The organism is Streptomyces sp. NPDC028635, assembly GCF_040637635.1.
Taxonomy (GTDB): domain Bacteria; phylum Actinomycetota; class Actinomycetes; order Streptomycetales; family Streptomycetaceae; genus Streptomyces.
Genome location: NZ_JBEZWX010000044.1, coordinates 1 through 15,689 on the forward strand (window position 1 = coordinate 1; position 15,689 = coordinate 15,689).

The 15,689-nt window shown below is 71.2% G+C and carries 13 protein-coding genes; 11 read left to right on the plus strand and 2 right to left on the minus strand.

Annotated elements, in window-relative coordinates; translation table 11 throughout:
- Positions 1-119: 119 nt before the first annotated feature.
- Both AB0E88_RS30855 and AB0E88_RS30860 read right to left on the minus strand, forming a co-directional pair.
- Complete coding sequence (locus tag AB0E88_RS30855) at positions 120-1,028, minus strand: carbohydrate kinase (protein WP_361637514.1); 909 nt, start codon at positions 1,026-1,028, stop codon at positions 120-122.
- 72 nt (positions 1,029-1,100) lie between these two features.
- Positions 1,101-2,144 carry a LacI family DNA-binding transcriptional regulator gene (locus tag AB0E88_RS30860; RefSeq protein WP_361637515.1) on the minus strand — a complete coding sequence of 348 codons (1,044 nt, stop codon included), beginning with the start codon at positions 2,142-2,144 and terminating at the stop codon, positions 1,101-1,103.
- A 255-nt stretch (positions 2,145-2,399) separates the two neighbouring features.
- On the opposite strand from AB0E88_RS30860, the gene AB0E88_RS30865 reads away from it, so the two are divergent.
- From AB0E88_RS30865 to AB0E88_RS30915, 11 genes are all read left to right on the plus strand, one after another.
- Positions 2,400-2,807, plus strand: coding sequence for a Rieske (2Fe-2S) protein (locus tag AB0E88_RS30865; RefSeq protein WP_361637517.1), 408 nt, complete (start codon positions 2,400-2,402; stop codon positions 2,805-2,807).
- Positions 2,808-2,918: 111 nt separating this feature from the next.
- Positions 2,919-5,012 carry an excinuclease ABC subunit UvrC gene (gene uvrC, locus AB0E88_RS30870; protein WP_361637518.1) on the plus strand — a complete coding sequence of 698 codons (2,094 nt, stop codon included), beginning with the start codon at positions 2,919-2,921 and terminating at the stop codon, positions 5,010-5,012.
- Positions 5,009-5,968, plus strand: a complete 960-nt coding sequence (rapZ, locus tag AB0E88_RS30875) for an RNase adapter RapZ (protein ID WP_361637519.1) — start codon at positions 5,009-5,011, stop codon at positions 5,966-5,968. The genes uvrC and rapZ overlap by 4 nt, the downstream gene beginning before the upstream one ends.
- On the plus strand, positions 5,965-7,032 hold the full coding sequence (yvcK, locus tag AB0E88_RS30880) for a uridine diphosphate-N-acetylglucosamine-binding protein YvcK (RefSeq protein WP_361637520.1): 1,068 nt from the start codon (positions 5,965-5,967) through the stop codon (positions 7,030-7,032). The genes rapZ and yvcK overlap by 4 nt, the downstream gene beginning before the upstream one ends.
- On the plus strand, positions 7,023-8,012 hold the full coding sequence (gene whiA / locus AB0E88_RS30885) for a DNA-binding protein WhiA (RefSeq protein WP_351348863.1): 990 nt from the start codon (positions 7,023-7,025) through the stop codon (positions 8,010-8,012). Before yvcK ends, whiA begins: the two co-directional genes overlap by 10 nt.
- A gap of 192 nt (positions 8,013-8,204) precedes the next feature.
- Positions 8,205-11,153 carry a M14 family zinc carboxypeptidase gene (locus AB0E88_RS30890; protein WP_361637522.1) on the plus strand — a complete coding sequence of 983 codons (2,949 nt, stop codon included), beginning with the start codon at positions 8,205-8,207 and terminating at the stop codon, positions 11,151-11,153.
- 358 nt (positions 11,154-11,511) lie between these two features.
- Entirely contained in the window at positions 11,512-12,519 is a 1,008-nt protein-coding gene (gene gap / locus AB0E88_RS30895) for a type I glyceraldehyde-3-phosphate dehydrogenase (RefSeq protein WP_361637524.1), read from the plus strand.
- Between the two features lie 146 nt (positions 12,520-12,665).
- Positions 12,666-13,877 carry a phosphoglycerate kinase gene (locus AB0E88_RS30900; RefSeq protein ID WP_361637526.1) on the plus strand — a complete coding sequence of 404 codons (1,212 nt, stop codon included), beginning with the start codon at positions 12,666-12,668 and terminating at the stop codon, positions 13,875-13,877.
- 6 nt (positions 13,878-13,883) lie between these two features.
- Positions 13,884-14,660 (plus strand): triose-phosphate isomerase, encoded by a 777-nt coding sequence (gene tpiA, locus AB0E88_RS30905; RefSeq protein WP_361637527.1) that lies wholly within the window; start codon positions 13,884-13,886, stop codon positions 14,658-14,660.
- Positions 14,661-14,768: 108 nt separating this feature from the next.
- Positions 14,769-15,005 carry a preprotein translocase subunit SecG gene (gene secG, locus AB0E88_RS30910; RefSeq protein WP_361637529.1) on the plus strand — a complete coding sequence of 79 codons (237 nt, stop codon included), beginning with the start codon at positions 14,769-14,771 and terminating at the stop codon, positions 15,003-15,005.
- 231 nt (positions 15,006-15,236) lie between these two features.
- Positions 15,237-15,572 carry an RNA polymerase-binding protein RbpA gene (locus AB0E88_RS30915; RefSeq protein ID WP_003957010.1) on the plus strand — a complete coding sequence of 112 codons (336 nt, stop codon included), beginning with the start codon at positions 15,237-15,239 and terminating at the stop codon, positions 15,570-15,572.
- Positions 15,573-15,689: the final 117 nt, after the last annotated feature.

Genomic DNA, 15,689 nt, shown 5'->3' on the forward strand with positions numbered 1-15,689 from the left:
CCCCGAATACATCTCGTACAACCGGATCCGGCACGAGAAGATTCACCGGCGTCAGTGGCGCCACTACGGACTGGGATTCATCATCCGTTACGCGCCCCGTCACTAGGGCGGGGCGCCGGTCAGCCCTCCAGCTCGCGGGCGTACGGCGGTTCCGCGCCCGCGCGGGAGCAGGTGACCGCCGCCGCGCGGGCCGCGTACCGCAGCAGGTGCTCCCAGCCGTCGGGGCCCAGAGTGGCCAGGGCGGCGGGGGAGAGGGCGTCGCGGGTGGCCAGGCCGTGCAGCAGGGCCGCGTTCACCGTGTCGCCCGCGCCGATCGTGTCCACGACGTCCACCGGCTCACCGGGCACGGAGTGCACCGCGCCGTCCGCCGTGAACGCGGTCAGGCCGTCCCCGCCCTGGGTGATCACCACGGCCGACGGACCGGCGGACAGCCACTCCCGCGGTGTGCCGCCCAGCCACAGGGCGTCCTCCTCGGAGAGCTTGAGCAGCGTCACGAAGGGCAGCCAGCTCTTGAACCGGGCCCGGTAGGCGTCCGCGTCGGGGATCAGCCCCGGCCGGATGTTCGGGTCGAGGGCGGTGAACACGCCCTGAGCGGCCGCGGTGCGCATCAGCCCCTCGTACGCGCTGGCGCCCGGCTCCAGCACCAGCGAGCACGTGCCGAAGGACACCGCCCGGGTCCCGGCCGGCAGTGCGGACGGCGCCGAGAAGAGCCGGTCGGCCGTCCCCTCGACATAGAAGGAGTAGGCGGCCGAGCCGCTCGGGTCGATCGTGGCGACGGCCAGCGTCGTCGGCTCGGGGCCGCGCTGCACGACCGAGACGTCCACACCGGCCGTACGCAGCCCGTCGAGCAAAGCTTCGCCGAAGGCGTCCCGCGACACCCGGGAGCAGAAGGCGGTGGGGGAGCCCAGCCGCCCCAGGGCGACCGCCGTGTTGTACGGCCCGCCACCCAGCGCGGGCCTCAGGGCGGCGAGGGCACCGGTGCCCTGCGGTACCAGGTCGATCAGGGCCTCACCGGCGACGACGATCATGCGACGGTTCCTCTCCTCTGGAGCGTGGGGTAGCGAGGGCTCTTGTGTGCGGTGGCTCTCCGTGCGCGGCTCTCACCCGCCCGGCGTCGACGCCCCCGGCTCTTCCGGGCAGCCGCACGAGGTGCGGTGGACGAAGGAGCAGGGCAGCCGCACGGCGCGCGCGGGCCGCTCCGGCTCGGCGAGCCGCTCCAGCAGCACGCGGACGGCGGTGGCGCCCAGTTCCCTGCTGGGCTGGGCGATCGCGGTCAGGCGGGGGGAGAACACATCCGCCCAGGCGAAGTCGTCGAAGCAGCACAGCGCGATGTCGCCGGGCACGGTCAGGCCCCGGGCGCGCAGGGCCCGCAGGGCGCCGATGGTCATCGCGTTGTTGGCGCTGACCAGAGCGGTGGGCGGCGCGGCCGACGCCAGCAGTTCGGCGGTGGCCCGCTCGGCACCGGCCGCCTCGGAGTCGCCGTGGACGACGAGCCGCTCGTCACAGGGCAGAGCGGCGGCCGCGAGACCCTGCCGGTAGCCGCCGACCCGCTCCCGGGTGGTGCTGAGCCCGGGCAGTCCCGCGACCAGGCCGATCCGGCGGTGCCCGAGTCCGGCGAGATGGGTGACGAGGCGGGCGGTCGGCGCGGCGTTCTCGGCGTGCACCTGGTCGAAGCGGAAGGCCGGGTCCGTGGGGGCGTCGACGGCGCGGTCGAGGAACACCGTGGGCACGGCGTGGCGGGCGAGGTAGCCGACCAGGTCGTCCGGGCGGGGGGACGGCGCGACGATCACCCCGTCGACGCGGCGCTCGTGCAGCAGCTGCACGACCCGGCGCTCGTGCCCGGGATCGTCGTGCGGATCGGCGATGAGCAGGCCGTAGCCCTCCTCCAGCGCGGCCGCCTCGACGCCCTGGAGGATCTCCGTGAAGTAGGGGTTGCTGATCGCGGAGACAGCGAGGCCGATGGACCGGGTCCGGGACGTCACCAGCGAGCGGGCCAGCGTGTTCGGGGTGTATCCCAGCGCGTCGATGGCGTCGAGCACCGCCTGGCGGGTCCGCGGAAGCACCGGCCGGGTGCCGTTCAGGACGTGCGAGACGGTCGCGACGGACACACCGGCCGAGCGTGCCACGTCGGCCATGGTGGGCATGCGGGGTCTCCTTCCCGGCTCCGGAGCGGGCCTGGCACGGAAGCTATCCGATCCGCAGGCGGACGTAAACGTTTACGCAAGCGTTTACGCCCCCCGTCCGCGCGAGCTGTTCACGCCCCCGCCGGTCGCCGGCCTGGTCTGCGCCGCGCCGCACAGCGCCGTCCTCCCGCCGACCCGCTCGCACAGAGCCGACGGGGCCCGGTCAAGGGCGGTATCGTGCGGCACGCAGCACCGTCCGAACCCGTGGAGAACCTCATGTCCGGCAGCCCGGTCCCCAGCCGCCGCACCTTGCTGAAGGGTGCCGCCGCCGTCCCCGCCGCCGGGCTGGGCCTCGCGGCCTGCTCCGGGCAGTCCGAGTCCGAGGGGCCCGTGGACGTCGGCCCCGAGAGCGAGGTGGCCAGGGGTGGAGCGAAGCTGGACCGCAAGCACAACGTGGTGGTCGGCCGGGACACCGCCGGCACGCTCAAGGCGTTCAGCACGATCTGCACGCACGCGCAGTGCCCCATCGCCAAGCTGGACGGCACCACACTGACCTGCACCTGCCACGGCAGCCAGTTCGACGCCACCACCGGCAAGGTGCTGCACCCCCCGGCCACCGAGCCGCTCAAGGAGCTGCCGGTCCAGGTCAAGAACGGCCGGATCGTGGCGAACCCCTCGGCCTGACACCCCGGGACCGCGGCTCCGGAAGAACGCCGCGTCCGACGCCCGTGGACACCGCCCGGCGTTGTCCACAGCCGCGCCGCGCTGTCGGTGCACGCCAGTAGGGTGTGAGACATGGCCGACCCCTCCAGCTACCGCCCCAGGCCGGGTGAGATCCCGGACTCCCCGGGGGTGTACCGGTTCCGCGACGAGCACCGCCGGGTGATCTACGTCGGAAAGGCGAAAAGCCTGCGTCAGCGCCTGGCGAACTACTTCCAGGACCTGACGAACCTGCACCCCCGCACCCGCTCGATGGTGACCACGGCCGCGTCCGTGGAGTGGACGGTGGTGTCCACGGAGGTCGAGGCGCTGCAGCTGGAGTACTCCTGGATCAAGGAGTACGACCCCCGCTTCAACGTCAAGTACCGCGACGACAAGAGCTACCCCTACCTCGCGGTGACGATGAACGAGCAGTTCCCGCGGGTCCAGGTGATGCGCGGTCACAAGAAGAAGGGCGTGCGCTACTTCGGTCCCTACGCGCACGCGTGGGCCATCCGCGACACCGTCGACCTGCTGCTGCGCGTCTTCCCGGTGCGCACCTGCTCGGCCGGCGTCTTCAAGAACGCCTCCCGCACCGGCCGCCCCTGCCTGCTGGGCTACATCGGCAAGTGCTCCGCGCCCTGCGTCGGCCGGATCACCCCCGAGGACCACCGGGAGCTGGCCGAGGAGTTCTGCGACTTCATGGCCGGCCGTACGGGCACCTACCTGCGTCGTCTGGAGAAGCAGATGATGGAGGCGGCCGAGGACATGGAGTACGAGCGTGCCGCCCGCCTGCGGGACGACATAGGGGCCCTGAAGAAGGCCATGGAGAAGAACGCGGTCGTGCTCGCGGACGCGACCGACGCCGACCTCATCGCCGTCGCCGAGGACGAGCTGGAGGCGGCCGTGCAGATCTTCCACGTACGCGGCGGACGCGTGCGCGGCCAGCGCGGCTGGGTCACCGACAAGGTGGAGGAGATCACCACCGGCGCCCTCGTCGAGCACGCCCTGCAGCAGCTCTACGGCGAGGAGAGCGGCGACGCCGTGCCCAGGGAGGTCCTGGTGCCGGCGCTGCCCGACCCGCTGGAGCCGGTGCAGGAGTGGCTGACCGGCCGCCGCGGGTCGAACGTGTCGCTGCGCATCCCCCAGCGCGGCGACAAGAAGGCGCTGATGGAGACCGTGCAGCGCAACGCCCAACAGGCGCTCGTGCTGCACAAGACGAAGCGCGCCTCCGACCTCACCACGCGCTCGCGCGCGCTGGAGGAGATCGCCGACGCCCTCCAGCTGGACAGCGCCCCGCTGCGCATCGAGTGCTACGACATCTCCCACCTGCAGGGGCAGGACGTCGTGGCCTCCATGGTCGTCTTCGAGGACGGACTCGCCCGCAAGGGTGAATACCGCCGCTTCCAGATCAAGGGCTTCGAGGGCCAGGACGACGTCCGCTCCATGCACGAGGTGATCAACCGCCGCTTCCGGCGCTACCTCGCCGAGAAGGAGCGCACGGGCGAGTGGGCCGGAGAGGACGGCCAGGGCGCCGTCGACGGGTCGGACGGCCCGGACGGCCTTCCCGAGAGTCCCGGCGAGGCGAACGCCCTCAAGGACGAGGAAGGCCGCCCCAGGAAGTTCGCCTACCCGCCGCAGCTCGTCGTCGTCGACGGCGGGCAGCCGCAGGTCGCGGCCGCCAAGAGGGCCCTCGACGAGCTGGGCATCGACGACGTCGCCGTGTGCGGTCTCGCCAAGCGCCTGGAGGAGGTCTGGCTGCCGGACGACGACGACCCGGTGGTCCTGCCCCGCACCAGCGAGGGCCTCTACCTGCTGCAGCGCGTCCGTGACGAGGCGCACCGCTTCGCGATCACCTACCAGCGCACCAAACGGGCCAAGCGGTTCCGCGCCAGCCCCCTGGACGACGTGCCCGGCCTCGGCGAGACGCGCAAGCAGGCGCTGCTGAAGCACTTCGGTTCGCTGAAGAAGCTGCGCGCCGCCACCATCGACCAGATCTGCGAGGTCCCCGGCATAGGCCGCAAGACGGCCGAGACGGTCGCCGTGGCCCTCGCCCAGGCGTCCCCGGCCGCACCCGCCGTGAACACGGCGACGGGAGAGATCATTGAAGAGGAACCCGGCACCATGGGTTCCGACGGGGAACCCGTGACGACGGGCGCCCCGGACGAACGACGGGGGCAGGAGACATGACCGTGAACAAGCACGACGGGCAACAGGGCCGAGGCGGAGACGGAGCACACGTGAGTACGGGCACGAATGGCGAGACGCCCGGGGTTCCCGACGCGGCCATCCCCGAGCTGGTGATCATCTCCGGCATGTCCGGAGCGGGCCGCTCGACCGCGGCCAAGTGTCTGGAGGACCTCGGCTGGTTCGTCGTCGACAACCTCCCGCCCGCCCTGATCCCCACGATGGTGGAGCTCGGCGCGCGCTCGCAGGGCAACGTCGCGAGGATCGCCGTCGTCGTCGACGTACGCGGCCGGCGCTTCTTCGACAATCTGCGCGAGTCCCTCGCCGACCTCGACAGCAAGGGCGTCACCCGGCGGATCGTCTTCCTGGAGTCCTCCGACGAGGCCCTGGTGCGCCGCTTCGAGTCCGTGCGCCGCCCGCACCCGCTGCAGGGCGACGGCCGGATCGTCGACGGCATCGCCGCCGAGCGCGAGCTGCTGCGGGAGCTGCGCGGCGACGCCGACCTGGTGATCGACACCTCCAGCCTCAACGTGCACGAGCTGCGCGCCAAGATGGACGCCCAGTTCGCGGGCGACGAGGAACCCGAGCTGCGGGCCACCGTGATGTCGTTCGGGTTCAAGTACGGCCTGCCGGTGGACGCCGACCTGGTCGTGGACATGCGGTTCCTGCCCAACCCGCACTGGGTGCCCGAGCTGCGCCCCTTCACCGGGGTCAACGAGGAGGTCGCCGCCTACGTCTTCAACCAGCCCGGCGCCAAGGAGTTCCTGGACCGCTACACCGAGCTGCTCCAGTTGGTCGCCGCCGGCTACCGGCGCGAGGGCAAGCGCTATGTGACCATCGCGGTCGGCTGCACCGGCGGCAAGCACCGCTCGGTCGCCATGTCGGAGAAGCTCGCCGCTCGGCTCGCCGCCGAGGGTGTGGAGACGGTGGTCGTACACCGGGACATGGGACGGGAATGACGCGACGTACTCCCCGGCTGAGCCGGCTGCGCCGGGTCGTGCCGGAAGGGCGTGCGAGCCGGCCCGTCGAGGTCCGTGGCGCACGGCCGCGCCGCCGGGGCGCCCAGCCCAAGGTGGTCGCCCTCGGCGGCGGCATGGGCCTGTCCGCCTCGCTCGCCGCGCTGCGCCGGATCACCGGCGACCTCACGGCCGTCGTCACCGTCGCCGACGACGGCGGCTCCAGCGGACGCCTGCGCGACGAGCTGGGTGTGCTGCCGCCCGGCGACCTGCGCAAGGCGCTGGCCGCGCTGTGCGGCGACGACGAGTGGGGACAGACCTGGGCGCGGGTCATCCAGCACCGCTTCCAGTCCCACGGCGAGCTGCACGAGCACGCGGTCGGCAATCTGCTGATCGTCGCCCTGTGGGAGCAGCTCGGTGACCATGTCATGGCGCTCGACCTGGTCGGCAAGCTGCTCGGGGCGCACGGCCGCGTGCTGCCCATGTCGGCCGTACCGCTGGAGCTGCAGGCCCTGGTCAAGGGGCACGACCCGGAGCGCCCCGAGGACGTGGACACCGTGCGCGGGCAGGCCACCGTGGCCCTGACGCCGGGCGAGGTGCAGTCGGTGCACCTGGTGCCGCACGACCCGCCGGCCGTGCCCGAGGCCGTCGAGGCGGTGCTGGACGCGGACTGGGTGGTGCTCGGCCCGGGCTCCTGGTTCTCCTCGGTGATCCCGCATCTGCTGGTGCCCGAACTGCTGGACGCGCTGACCCAGACCAAGGCCCGCCGTGTGCTGTCGCTGAACCTCGCGCCGCAACCCGGGGAAACCGAGGGCTTCTCTCCGCAGCGTCATTTGGAGGTTTTGGGGCGACACGCCCCTAAACTCGCCCTCGACGTGGTGTTGGCCGACGAGGCCGCCGTGCCCGACCGCGACTCGCTCACCGAGGCCGCCAAGCGGCTCGGCGCCGCGGTCGAGCTGGCTCCGGTGGCGCGGACGGACGGAACCCCCCGGCACGACCCCGAGCTGCTGGCCGCCGCGTACGACCGTATTTTTCGGATGCATGGAAGGATCGGCCCATGGCGATGACGGCAGCGGTGAAGGACGAGATCTCCCGGCTTCCCGTCACCCGGACCTGCTGCAGGAAGGCGGAGGTCTCCGCCATTCTGCGGTTCGCCGGCGGCCTCCACCTGGTGAGCGGGCGCATTGTGATCGAGGCCGAGCTGGACACCGCGATGGCGGCCCGCCGGCTCAAGCGGGACATCCTGGAGATCTTCGGCCACAGTTCGGAGCTGATCGTGATGGCCCCCGGCGGGCTGCGCCGCGGCTCGCGGTACGTGGTGCGGGTCGTCGCGGGCGGTGACCAGCTGGCCCGCCAGACGGGCCTGGTGGACGGCCGGGGCCGGCCGATCCGCGGCCTGCCCCCGCAGGTGGTCTCGGGGGCCACCTGCGACGCCGAGGCGGCCTGGCGGGGCGCCTTCCTCGCGCACGGCTCGCTCACCGAGCCCGGCCGCTCCTCCTCCCTGGAGGTGACCTGCCCGGGTCCCGAGGCCGCGCTCGCCCTGGTCGGGGCCGCGCGCCGGCTCTCGATCGCCGCGAAGGCCCGTGAGGTGCGCGGCGTGGACCGGGTCGTGGTCCGTGACGGCGACGCGATCGGCGCCCTGCTGACCCGGCTCGGCGCGCACGAGTCGGTGCTGGCCTGGGAGGAGCGCCGGATGCGCCGCGAGGTGCGCGCCACGGCGAACCGGCTGGCCAACTTCGACGACGCCAACCTGCGCCGCTCCGCCCGCGCCGCGGTCGCCGCGGGCGCCCGGGTGCAGCGCGCGCTGGAGATCCTCGGCGACGACGTGCCCGAGCACCTCGCGGCCGCCGGCCGGCTGCGCATGGAGCACAAGCAGGCCTCCCTGGAGGAGCTGGGCGCGCTCGCCGACCCGCCGCTGACCAAGGACGCCGTGGCGGGCCGTATCCGACGGCTGCTCGCCATGGCCGACAAGCGCGCCTCCGATCTCGGCATCCCGGGCACGGAGGCCAACCTCAGCGAGGAGCTGGCCGACAACCTGGTCGGCTGACGCACCCTCGCCGAGGGCCGGCCGGACACCGCGCCGGCTGATGACGCACCCTCACCGACGCCGGTGGCTTGGGCCGTTCGGGTCCAAGCCACCGGCGTTTTCCGTGTCCTTGAGGCGCTCTTGACTCGATCATGCAGTGACATGAGCCTGGCAACCATTCGCCGCCGTGGCGAACCACTGCTAGGGGGGTTCATGAGACCCAGAGCGAGATCGATCCTCGCTGTCGGCGCGCTCCTGCTCGGCGGAGCGAGCCTCGCACCCATCGCCCAGGCACAACCGTCACCCGCCCACGACACGGACGAGATCAAGGTCTTCCGCGCCGACGTCACCGAGGAGCAGGTACCCCTGCTGCTGGCCGCCGGCCAGGATGCCCACGAACTCGGCGCGCGCGCCCCGCGGCACGGCAGGACCGCCGCCGAGGTCTACCTCACCGACGAGCAGGCCCACAAGCTGCGCGCGCAGGGCGTCGCCCTCACCGAGCACATCCTGTCCGCCCGCTCCGACACCCGCCTGAAGAGCGCCGCCCAGGGCGTCTTCCGGCCGTACAGCGGGCCCGGCGGACTGAAGGAGGAGATCGTCCGGACCGGACAGCAGCACCCCGGCCTGACCAAGGTGGTCTCCATCGGCAAGACGGTCCAAGGCCAGGACATCCTCGCGGTCAAGCTCACCAGGGACGCGAAGAGGACCAGGGACGGCTCCAGGCCGGCCGTGCTCTACATGTCCAACCAGCACGCGCGCGAGTGGATCACGCCGGAGATGACGCGCCGGCTGCTCCACCACTACCTGGACCACTACGCCACCGACCGGCGCATCAGGAAGATCGTCGACTCCACCGAGCTGTGGTTCGTGCTCTCGGCCAACCCCGACGGCTACGACTACACCTTCAAGGACGCGAGCACGCGCCTGTGGCGCAAGAACCTGCGGGACGTCAACGGCGACGGCGTCATCTCCACCGGCGACGGCGTCGACCTCAACCGCAACTTCGCCTACAAGTGGGGCTACGACGACGAGGGTTCGTCACCCAACCCCACCAGCGAGACCTACCGCGGCGCCGCGCCGGCCTCCGAGCCCGAGACCCGGGCGCTGGACGCCTTCGAAAAGCGCGTCGGCTTCCGGTACGCCATCAACTACCACTCCGCCGCCGAGCTGCTGCTCTACGGCGTCGGCTGGCAGGTCGCCACCCCGACCCCGGACGACGTCCTGTACAAGGCGCTCGCGGGCACCCCTGAGCACTCCGCGATCCCCGGCTACCACCCGCAGGTCTCCTCGGAGCTGTACACCACCAACGGCGAGGCGGACGGCCACGCGGGGAACGTCAACGGCACGGCGATGTTCACCCCGGAGATGTCGACCTGCCAGACCGCGTCGGACGCCGACCCGAACGACGCCTGGAACGCGGCCGACTGCCGTTCGGTCTTCACCTTCCCGGACGACGAGAAGCTGATCCAGCAGGAGTTCGCCAAGAACGTCCCCTTCGCGCTGTCCGTCGCCGAGACGGCCGCCCACCCCGACCGCCCGGCGTCCTCGGTCGGCCTGAGCGCCGCCGACTTCACCCCGGCGCCGTTCACCACGTCCTACTCCCGCGGCGCCGGCCAGGAGGTCTCCGTCGTCGTCCGCAAGTCGGTGCGGGACAAGGAGCTGAAGTACCGCGTCGATGGCGGCCGGGTGCACGACCTGGCGCTGCGGCCGTGGAAGGGCGGTGAACGCTACGGCGGCGCCGACAACCTGTACTTCGACGAGTACCGGGCCACGATCAAGGACGGCGACCCGGGCGAGAAGGTCGAGGTCTGGTTCACCGGCGAGACGAGGAGCGGCAGGCGCACGTCGAGCGGGCACTTCACCTACACCGTCGCCGAGCGGCCCCGCGCCGACACCCTCGTCGTCGCCGAGGAGGGCGCCGAGGCCACCGGGGCGCAGACGTACGCGGACGCACTCAAGGCCGCCGGGCACCGGGCCGTCGTCTGGGACGTGGCCACCCAGGGCGTGCCCGACGCGCTCGGTGTGCTGAAGCACTTCCGGACCGTCGTGCACTACACCGGCGCCGCCGTCCCCGGCAACGCCACCCAGCTCCAGCTGCGCGCCTACCTCAACGAGGGCGGCAAGCTGATCGAGGCGGGGGAGCGGGCCGGCGGCAGCGTCGACCTCGGCGGCGGCACCCTGTCCGACGACTTCAGCCAGTACTACCTGGGCGCGTACTCGCGCACCTCGACCCCGGGCGCCACCGGGTTCACCGGCTCCGGTGCGCTGAACGGCTTCAGCGGACCGCTGGCCGCGGCGCCGGGCAACCCGCTGGACAAGGCGGGAACGTACGGCGTGACCTCCGAGGAGCTGCCGGTCGGCACCTATCCGCAGTTCGCGAGCGCGGGGGCGGGCCAGTTCGCCGGGACCGTCAACCCGTACGGGCCGTACGCGGGCGCGTCGATGGCGGCCGCCGTGCACACCGACGACGCCTACAAGCGGCTCACCCGCACCGTCGACCTGACCGGTGTGACCGCCGCCGACCGGCCCACGCTGCGGATGCGGCTGCTGTGGGACACCGAGCCGGGCTACGACCACGCCCTGCTGGAGGCGCACGGCGTCGGCACGGACGACTGGACGACGCTGCCGGAGTCAGGGGGCGCCACCGGTCAGGCGGTGCCCGAGGAGTGCGGGGGCGGCTTCTACGTGGGAGAGCATCCCTGGCTGAAGCACTACCTGACCCTGACGGCGAACGGCTGCACCCCGACCGGCACCACCGGGGCCTGGAACAGCCTCACCGGCGCCTCCAGCGGCTGGCAGCAGGTGAGCTTCGACCTGAGCGCGTACGCGGGCCGCAGCGTCGAGATCTCGCTCAGCTACGTCACCGACCCCGGCACCGGCGGACACGGCGTGCTCGCCGACGACGTGCAGCTCGTCACGGGCGGGAGCGTGCGGGAGACCGAGGGGTTCGAGACGTCCCTGGGCGCCTGGAAGGCCGCCGGTCCGCCGCCGGGCAGCCCGGCCGTCCTGAAGGACTGGACCCGCACCGGGACGCTGTTCCGCACCTACGGCGCGGTCACCACGAAGGACACCGTGCTGCTGGGCTTCGGACTGGAGCACCTGACGTCCGCGGCCGACCGCGCGGCACTCCTCGCAAGGGCGTTCGCCGCGCTTCGCCGGTGATGTTTCGAGTGGGTGACGCAGGCAACGTTGACAGACGCGGCCCCTGTTGTTCCACAGGTGAGCGCAGCCCGTCTCAGGGGTGCACGAAAAGGGGCCGCATCAGGTGAGCCGACCCGCTCACGAACGAGTGACAACGGCGTCAACAAGGGTAGGCATTCCGCAGTAAACCCGGGCGAATCCATCGCCGATCCACGTGGTCCGTACCCCTACCGGCGGGTACGGACCGCCTGCCCGCGTATGTGGCATCTCGATGTCACTCCGGGGGTCTCGGAGAGGTAGGGTCGGGGGTGGTCGGGGACATCCCAAACAGAGCTCGCCGGCTCCGCATGGCCGGCGTACCCAGCGAGGAGATCGGTTCGTGACGATCCGCGTAGGCATCAACGGGTTTGGCCGCATCGGTCGTAACTACTTCCGCGCGCTGCTTGAGCAGGGCGCCGACATCGAGATCGTGGCTGTCAATGACCTGGGTGACACCGCGACCACCGCACACCTGCTGAAGTACGACACCATCCTCGGCCGCCTCAAGCAGGAGGTCACGCACACCGAGGACACCATCACCGTCGACGGCAAGACCATCAAGGTCCTGTCCGAGCGCAACCCCGCCGACATCCCGTGGGGCGAGCTGGGTGTCGACATCGTCATCGAGTCGACCGGCATCTTCACGAAGAAGGAAGACGCCGAGAAGCACATCGCCGGCGGCGCCAAGAAGGTCATCATCTCCGCCCCGGCGAAGAACGAGGACGTCACCATCGTCATGGGTGTCAACCAGGACACCTACGACGCGGCGAACCACAACGTCATCTCCAACGCCTCCTGCACCACCAACTGTGTGGCGCCGATGGCCAAGGTCCTGGACGAGAACTTCGGCATCGTCAAGGGTCTGATGACGACGGTGCACGCGTACACGAACGACCAGCGCATCCTGGACTTCCCGCACAAGGACCTGCGCCGCGCCCGTGCCGCCGCCGAGAACATCATCCCCACCACCACCGGTGCCGCCAAGGCCACCGCCCTGGTGCTGCCGCAGCTCAAGGGCAAGCTGGACGGCATGGCCATGCGCGTCCCGGTCCCGACCGGCTCGGTCACCGACCTCGTCGTCGAGCTGTCCCGCGAGGTCACCAAGGAAGAGGTCAACGCCGCCTTCCAGAAGGCCGCCGAGGGTGAGCTCAAGGGCATCCTGGAGTACACCGAGGACCCGATCGTCTCCTCGGACATCGTCAACGCCCCGGCGTCCTGCACCTTCGACTCCTCCCTGACCATGGTCCAGGAGGGCAAGAACGTGAAGGTCATCGGCTGGTACGACAACGAGTGGGGCTACTCCAACCGCCTCGTCGACCTCACGGTCTTCGTCGGCAACCAGCTCTGATCGCCTCTTTGTAGGCATCTCGATGCGCCAGCAGGGCTCGGTCGGTGCGCACCGTCGCGTACCGGCCGGGCCCTGACGCACGTACTGGACCGGTCCCCTTTACGATCACGGAGCACCACGAGCCCTCCTCAGGAGAGTCCCCAGCAATGAAGACGATCGACGAACTTCTCGCCGACGGCGTGAGCGGCAAGCGGGTCTTCGTCCGCGCCGACCTCAACGTGCCGCTCGCCGACGGCACCATCACCGACGACGGCCGGATCCGCGCCGTGCTGCCCACCGTCAAGGCCCTCGCCGACGCGGGCGCCAAGGTGGTCGTCGCCTCCCACCTCGGCCGCCCCAAGGGCGCACCGGACCCCGCCTTCTCCCTCGCCCCGGCCGCCGCGCGCCTCGGCGAGCTCCTCGGCGCCGACGTCGCCTTCGCGACGGACACCGTCGGTGAATCCGCCAAGGCCACCGTCGCGGGCCTCGCCGACGGCCAGGTCGCCGTCATCGAGAACCTGCGCTTCAACGCCGGCGAGACGTCCAAGGACGACGCCGAGCGCGCCGCCTTCGCCGGGCAGCTCGCCGCGCTCGCCGACGCCTACGTCGGCGACGGCTTCGGCGCCGTGCACCGCAAGCACGCCTCCGTCTTCGACCTGCCCCAGCAGCTCCCGCACTACGCCGGCTACCTCATCGCCACCGAGGTCGGCGTCCTGAAGAAGCTCACCGAGGACGTCCAGCGGCCCTACGTCGTCGCCCTCGGCGGCGCCAAGGTCTCCGACAAGCTCGCCGTGATCGACCAGCTCCTCGGCAAGGCCGACCGCCTCCTCATCGGCGGCGGCATGGCGTACACCTTCCTCAAGGCCAAGGGCTACGAGGTCGGCATCTCCCTGCTGCAGGAGGACCAGGTCCCGGTCGTCCAGGAGTACATGGAGCGCGCCGAGAAGAGCGGCGTCGAGCTGGTCCTGCCGGTCGACGTGCTGGTCTCCCCGGAGTTCCCGGACCTGAAGACCAAGGCCCCGGCGACGTACACCACCGTCGACGCCGACGCCATCCCGGCCGACCAGGAGGGCCTGGACATCGGCCCGAAGACCCGGGAGCTGTACGCCTCGAAGCTCGCCGACGCCGCGACCGTCTTCTGGAACGGCCCCATGGGCGTCTTCGAGCACCCCGACTACGCCGGAGGCACCCGGGCCGTCGCCCAGGCCCTCGTCGAGTCCAAGGGCTTCACCGTCGTCGGCGGCGGTGACTCCGCCGCCGCCGTGCGCACGCTCGGCTTCGACGAGAACGCGTTCGGCCACATCTCGACCGGTGGCGGCGCCTCCCTCGAATACCTCGAGGGCAAGACGCTCCCCGGCCTCGCCGCACTGGAGGACTGACCCCGCATGACCACTCGCACGCCGCTGATGGCGGGCAACTGGAAGATGAACCTCAACCACCTCGAGGCCATCGCCCATGTCCAGAAGCTCGCCTTCGCCCTGGCCGACAAGGACTACGAGGCCGTCGAGGTCGCCGTCCTGCCGCCCTTCACCGACCTGCGCTCCGTGCAGACCCTGGTCGACGGCGACAAGCTGAAGATCAAGTACGGCGCCCAGGACATCTCGGCGCACGACTCCGGCGCCTACACCGGCGAGATCTCCGGCCCGATGCTGGCCAAGCTGAAGTGCACGTACGTGGCCGTCGGCCACTCCGAGCGCCGCCAGTACCACGCCGAGACCGACGAGATCGTGAACAGCAAGGTCAAGGCCGCCTTCAAGCACGGCCTGACCCCGATCCTGTGCGTCGGCGAGGAGCTGGACGTCCGCGAGGCGGGCAACCACGTCACCCACACCCTCACCCAGGTCGAGGGCGGCCTGAAGGACGTCCCGGCCGAGCAGGCCGAGTCCGTCGTGATCGCCTACGAGCCCGTGTGGGCCATCGGCACCGGCAAGGTCTGCGGCGCCGAGGACGCCCAGGAGGTCTGCGCCGCGATCCGAGCCAAGCTCGCCGAGCTGTACTCGCAGGAGCTGGCCGACAAGGTCCGCATCCAGTACGGCGGCTCCGTCAAGGCCGGCAACGTCGCCGAGATCATGGCCCAGGCCGACATCGACGGCGCGCTGGTCGGCGGCGCCTCGCTGGACGCCGACGAGTTCGTCAAGATCGTGCGCTTCCGCGATCAGTGAGGCGAGCTGTGAGTATGCGGTGACGACGTTTCGTCGTACCCTTGCGGGGGCCGGAGGAAGTCCGCCGGCCCCCGTCGTCCATCCGTTACCGAGGAAGTTGGTCCAGCCGTGGTTCTGGGGTTCTCGATCGCCCTGATCGTCTTCAGCCTGTTGCTGATGCTGCTGGTGCTGATGCACAAGGGCAAGGGCGGCGGCCTCTCCGACATGTTCGGCGGCGGCGTGCAGTCCTCCGTCGGCGGCTCCTCGGTCGCCGAGCGCAACCTCGACCGCATCACCGTCGTGGTCGGTCTGCTCTGGCTCGCGTGCATCATCGTCCTCGGCATCGTCATGAAGTCGAACAGCTGAAGTCGAACAGCTGACGGCGTACATCACGCACATCAGGCACATTCCCCTACGTAAAGCCCCATGGTCGGTACGCGCCGCGGAGCGCGGCCTATCATGGGGCTTGCGTCTGCGTGCCGGGGGGCTGTAACTCCCCTCACTGGACGCGCGTTGGGCCTTACGTAGACTGAGGCGCTCGCGGCGAGGCGAAACGCCGACTAGCTTCGCGGCACCATCACGCAGGGAGTTACGACCGTGGCAAGTGGCAACGCGATCCGAGGAAGCCGGGTCGGGGCTGGGCCGATGGGCGAGGCCGAGCGCGGCGAGTCCGCGCCCCGGCTGCGCATCTCCTTCTGGTGCTCCAACGGGCACGAGACGCAGCCGAGCTTCGCCAGCGACGCGCAGGTGCCCGACACGTGGGACTGCCCGCGCTGCGGCTTCCCGGCCGGGCAGGACCGGGACAACCCGCCGGACCCGCCGCGCACCGAACCGTACAAGACGCACCTGGCGTACGTACGCGAGCGGCGCAGCGACGCGGACGGCGAGGCGATCCTCGCCGAGGCGCTCGCCAAACTGCGGGGCGAGATCTAGCACTTGACGACCGGCCGGGCACCTCGGGGCGCCCGGCCGGACGTGTGTGCCGCCCCGGTGCCTCCCGGTGATCGAATAGGTTGGGACCGCTGGGACAGGTACGAAAGAAGGCTGACG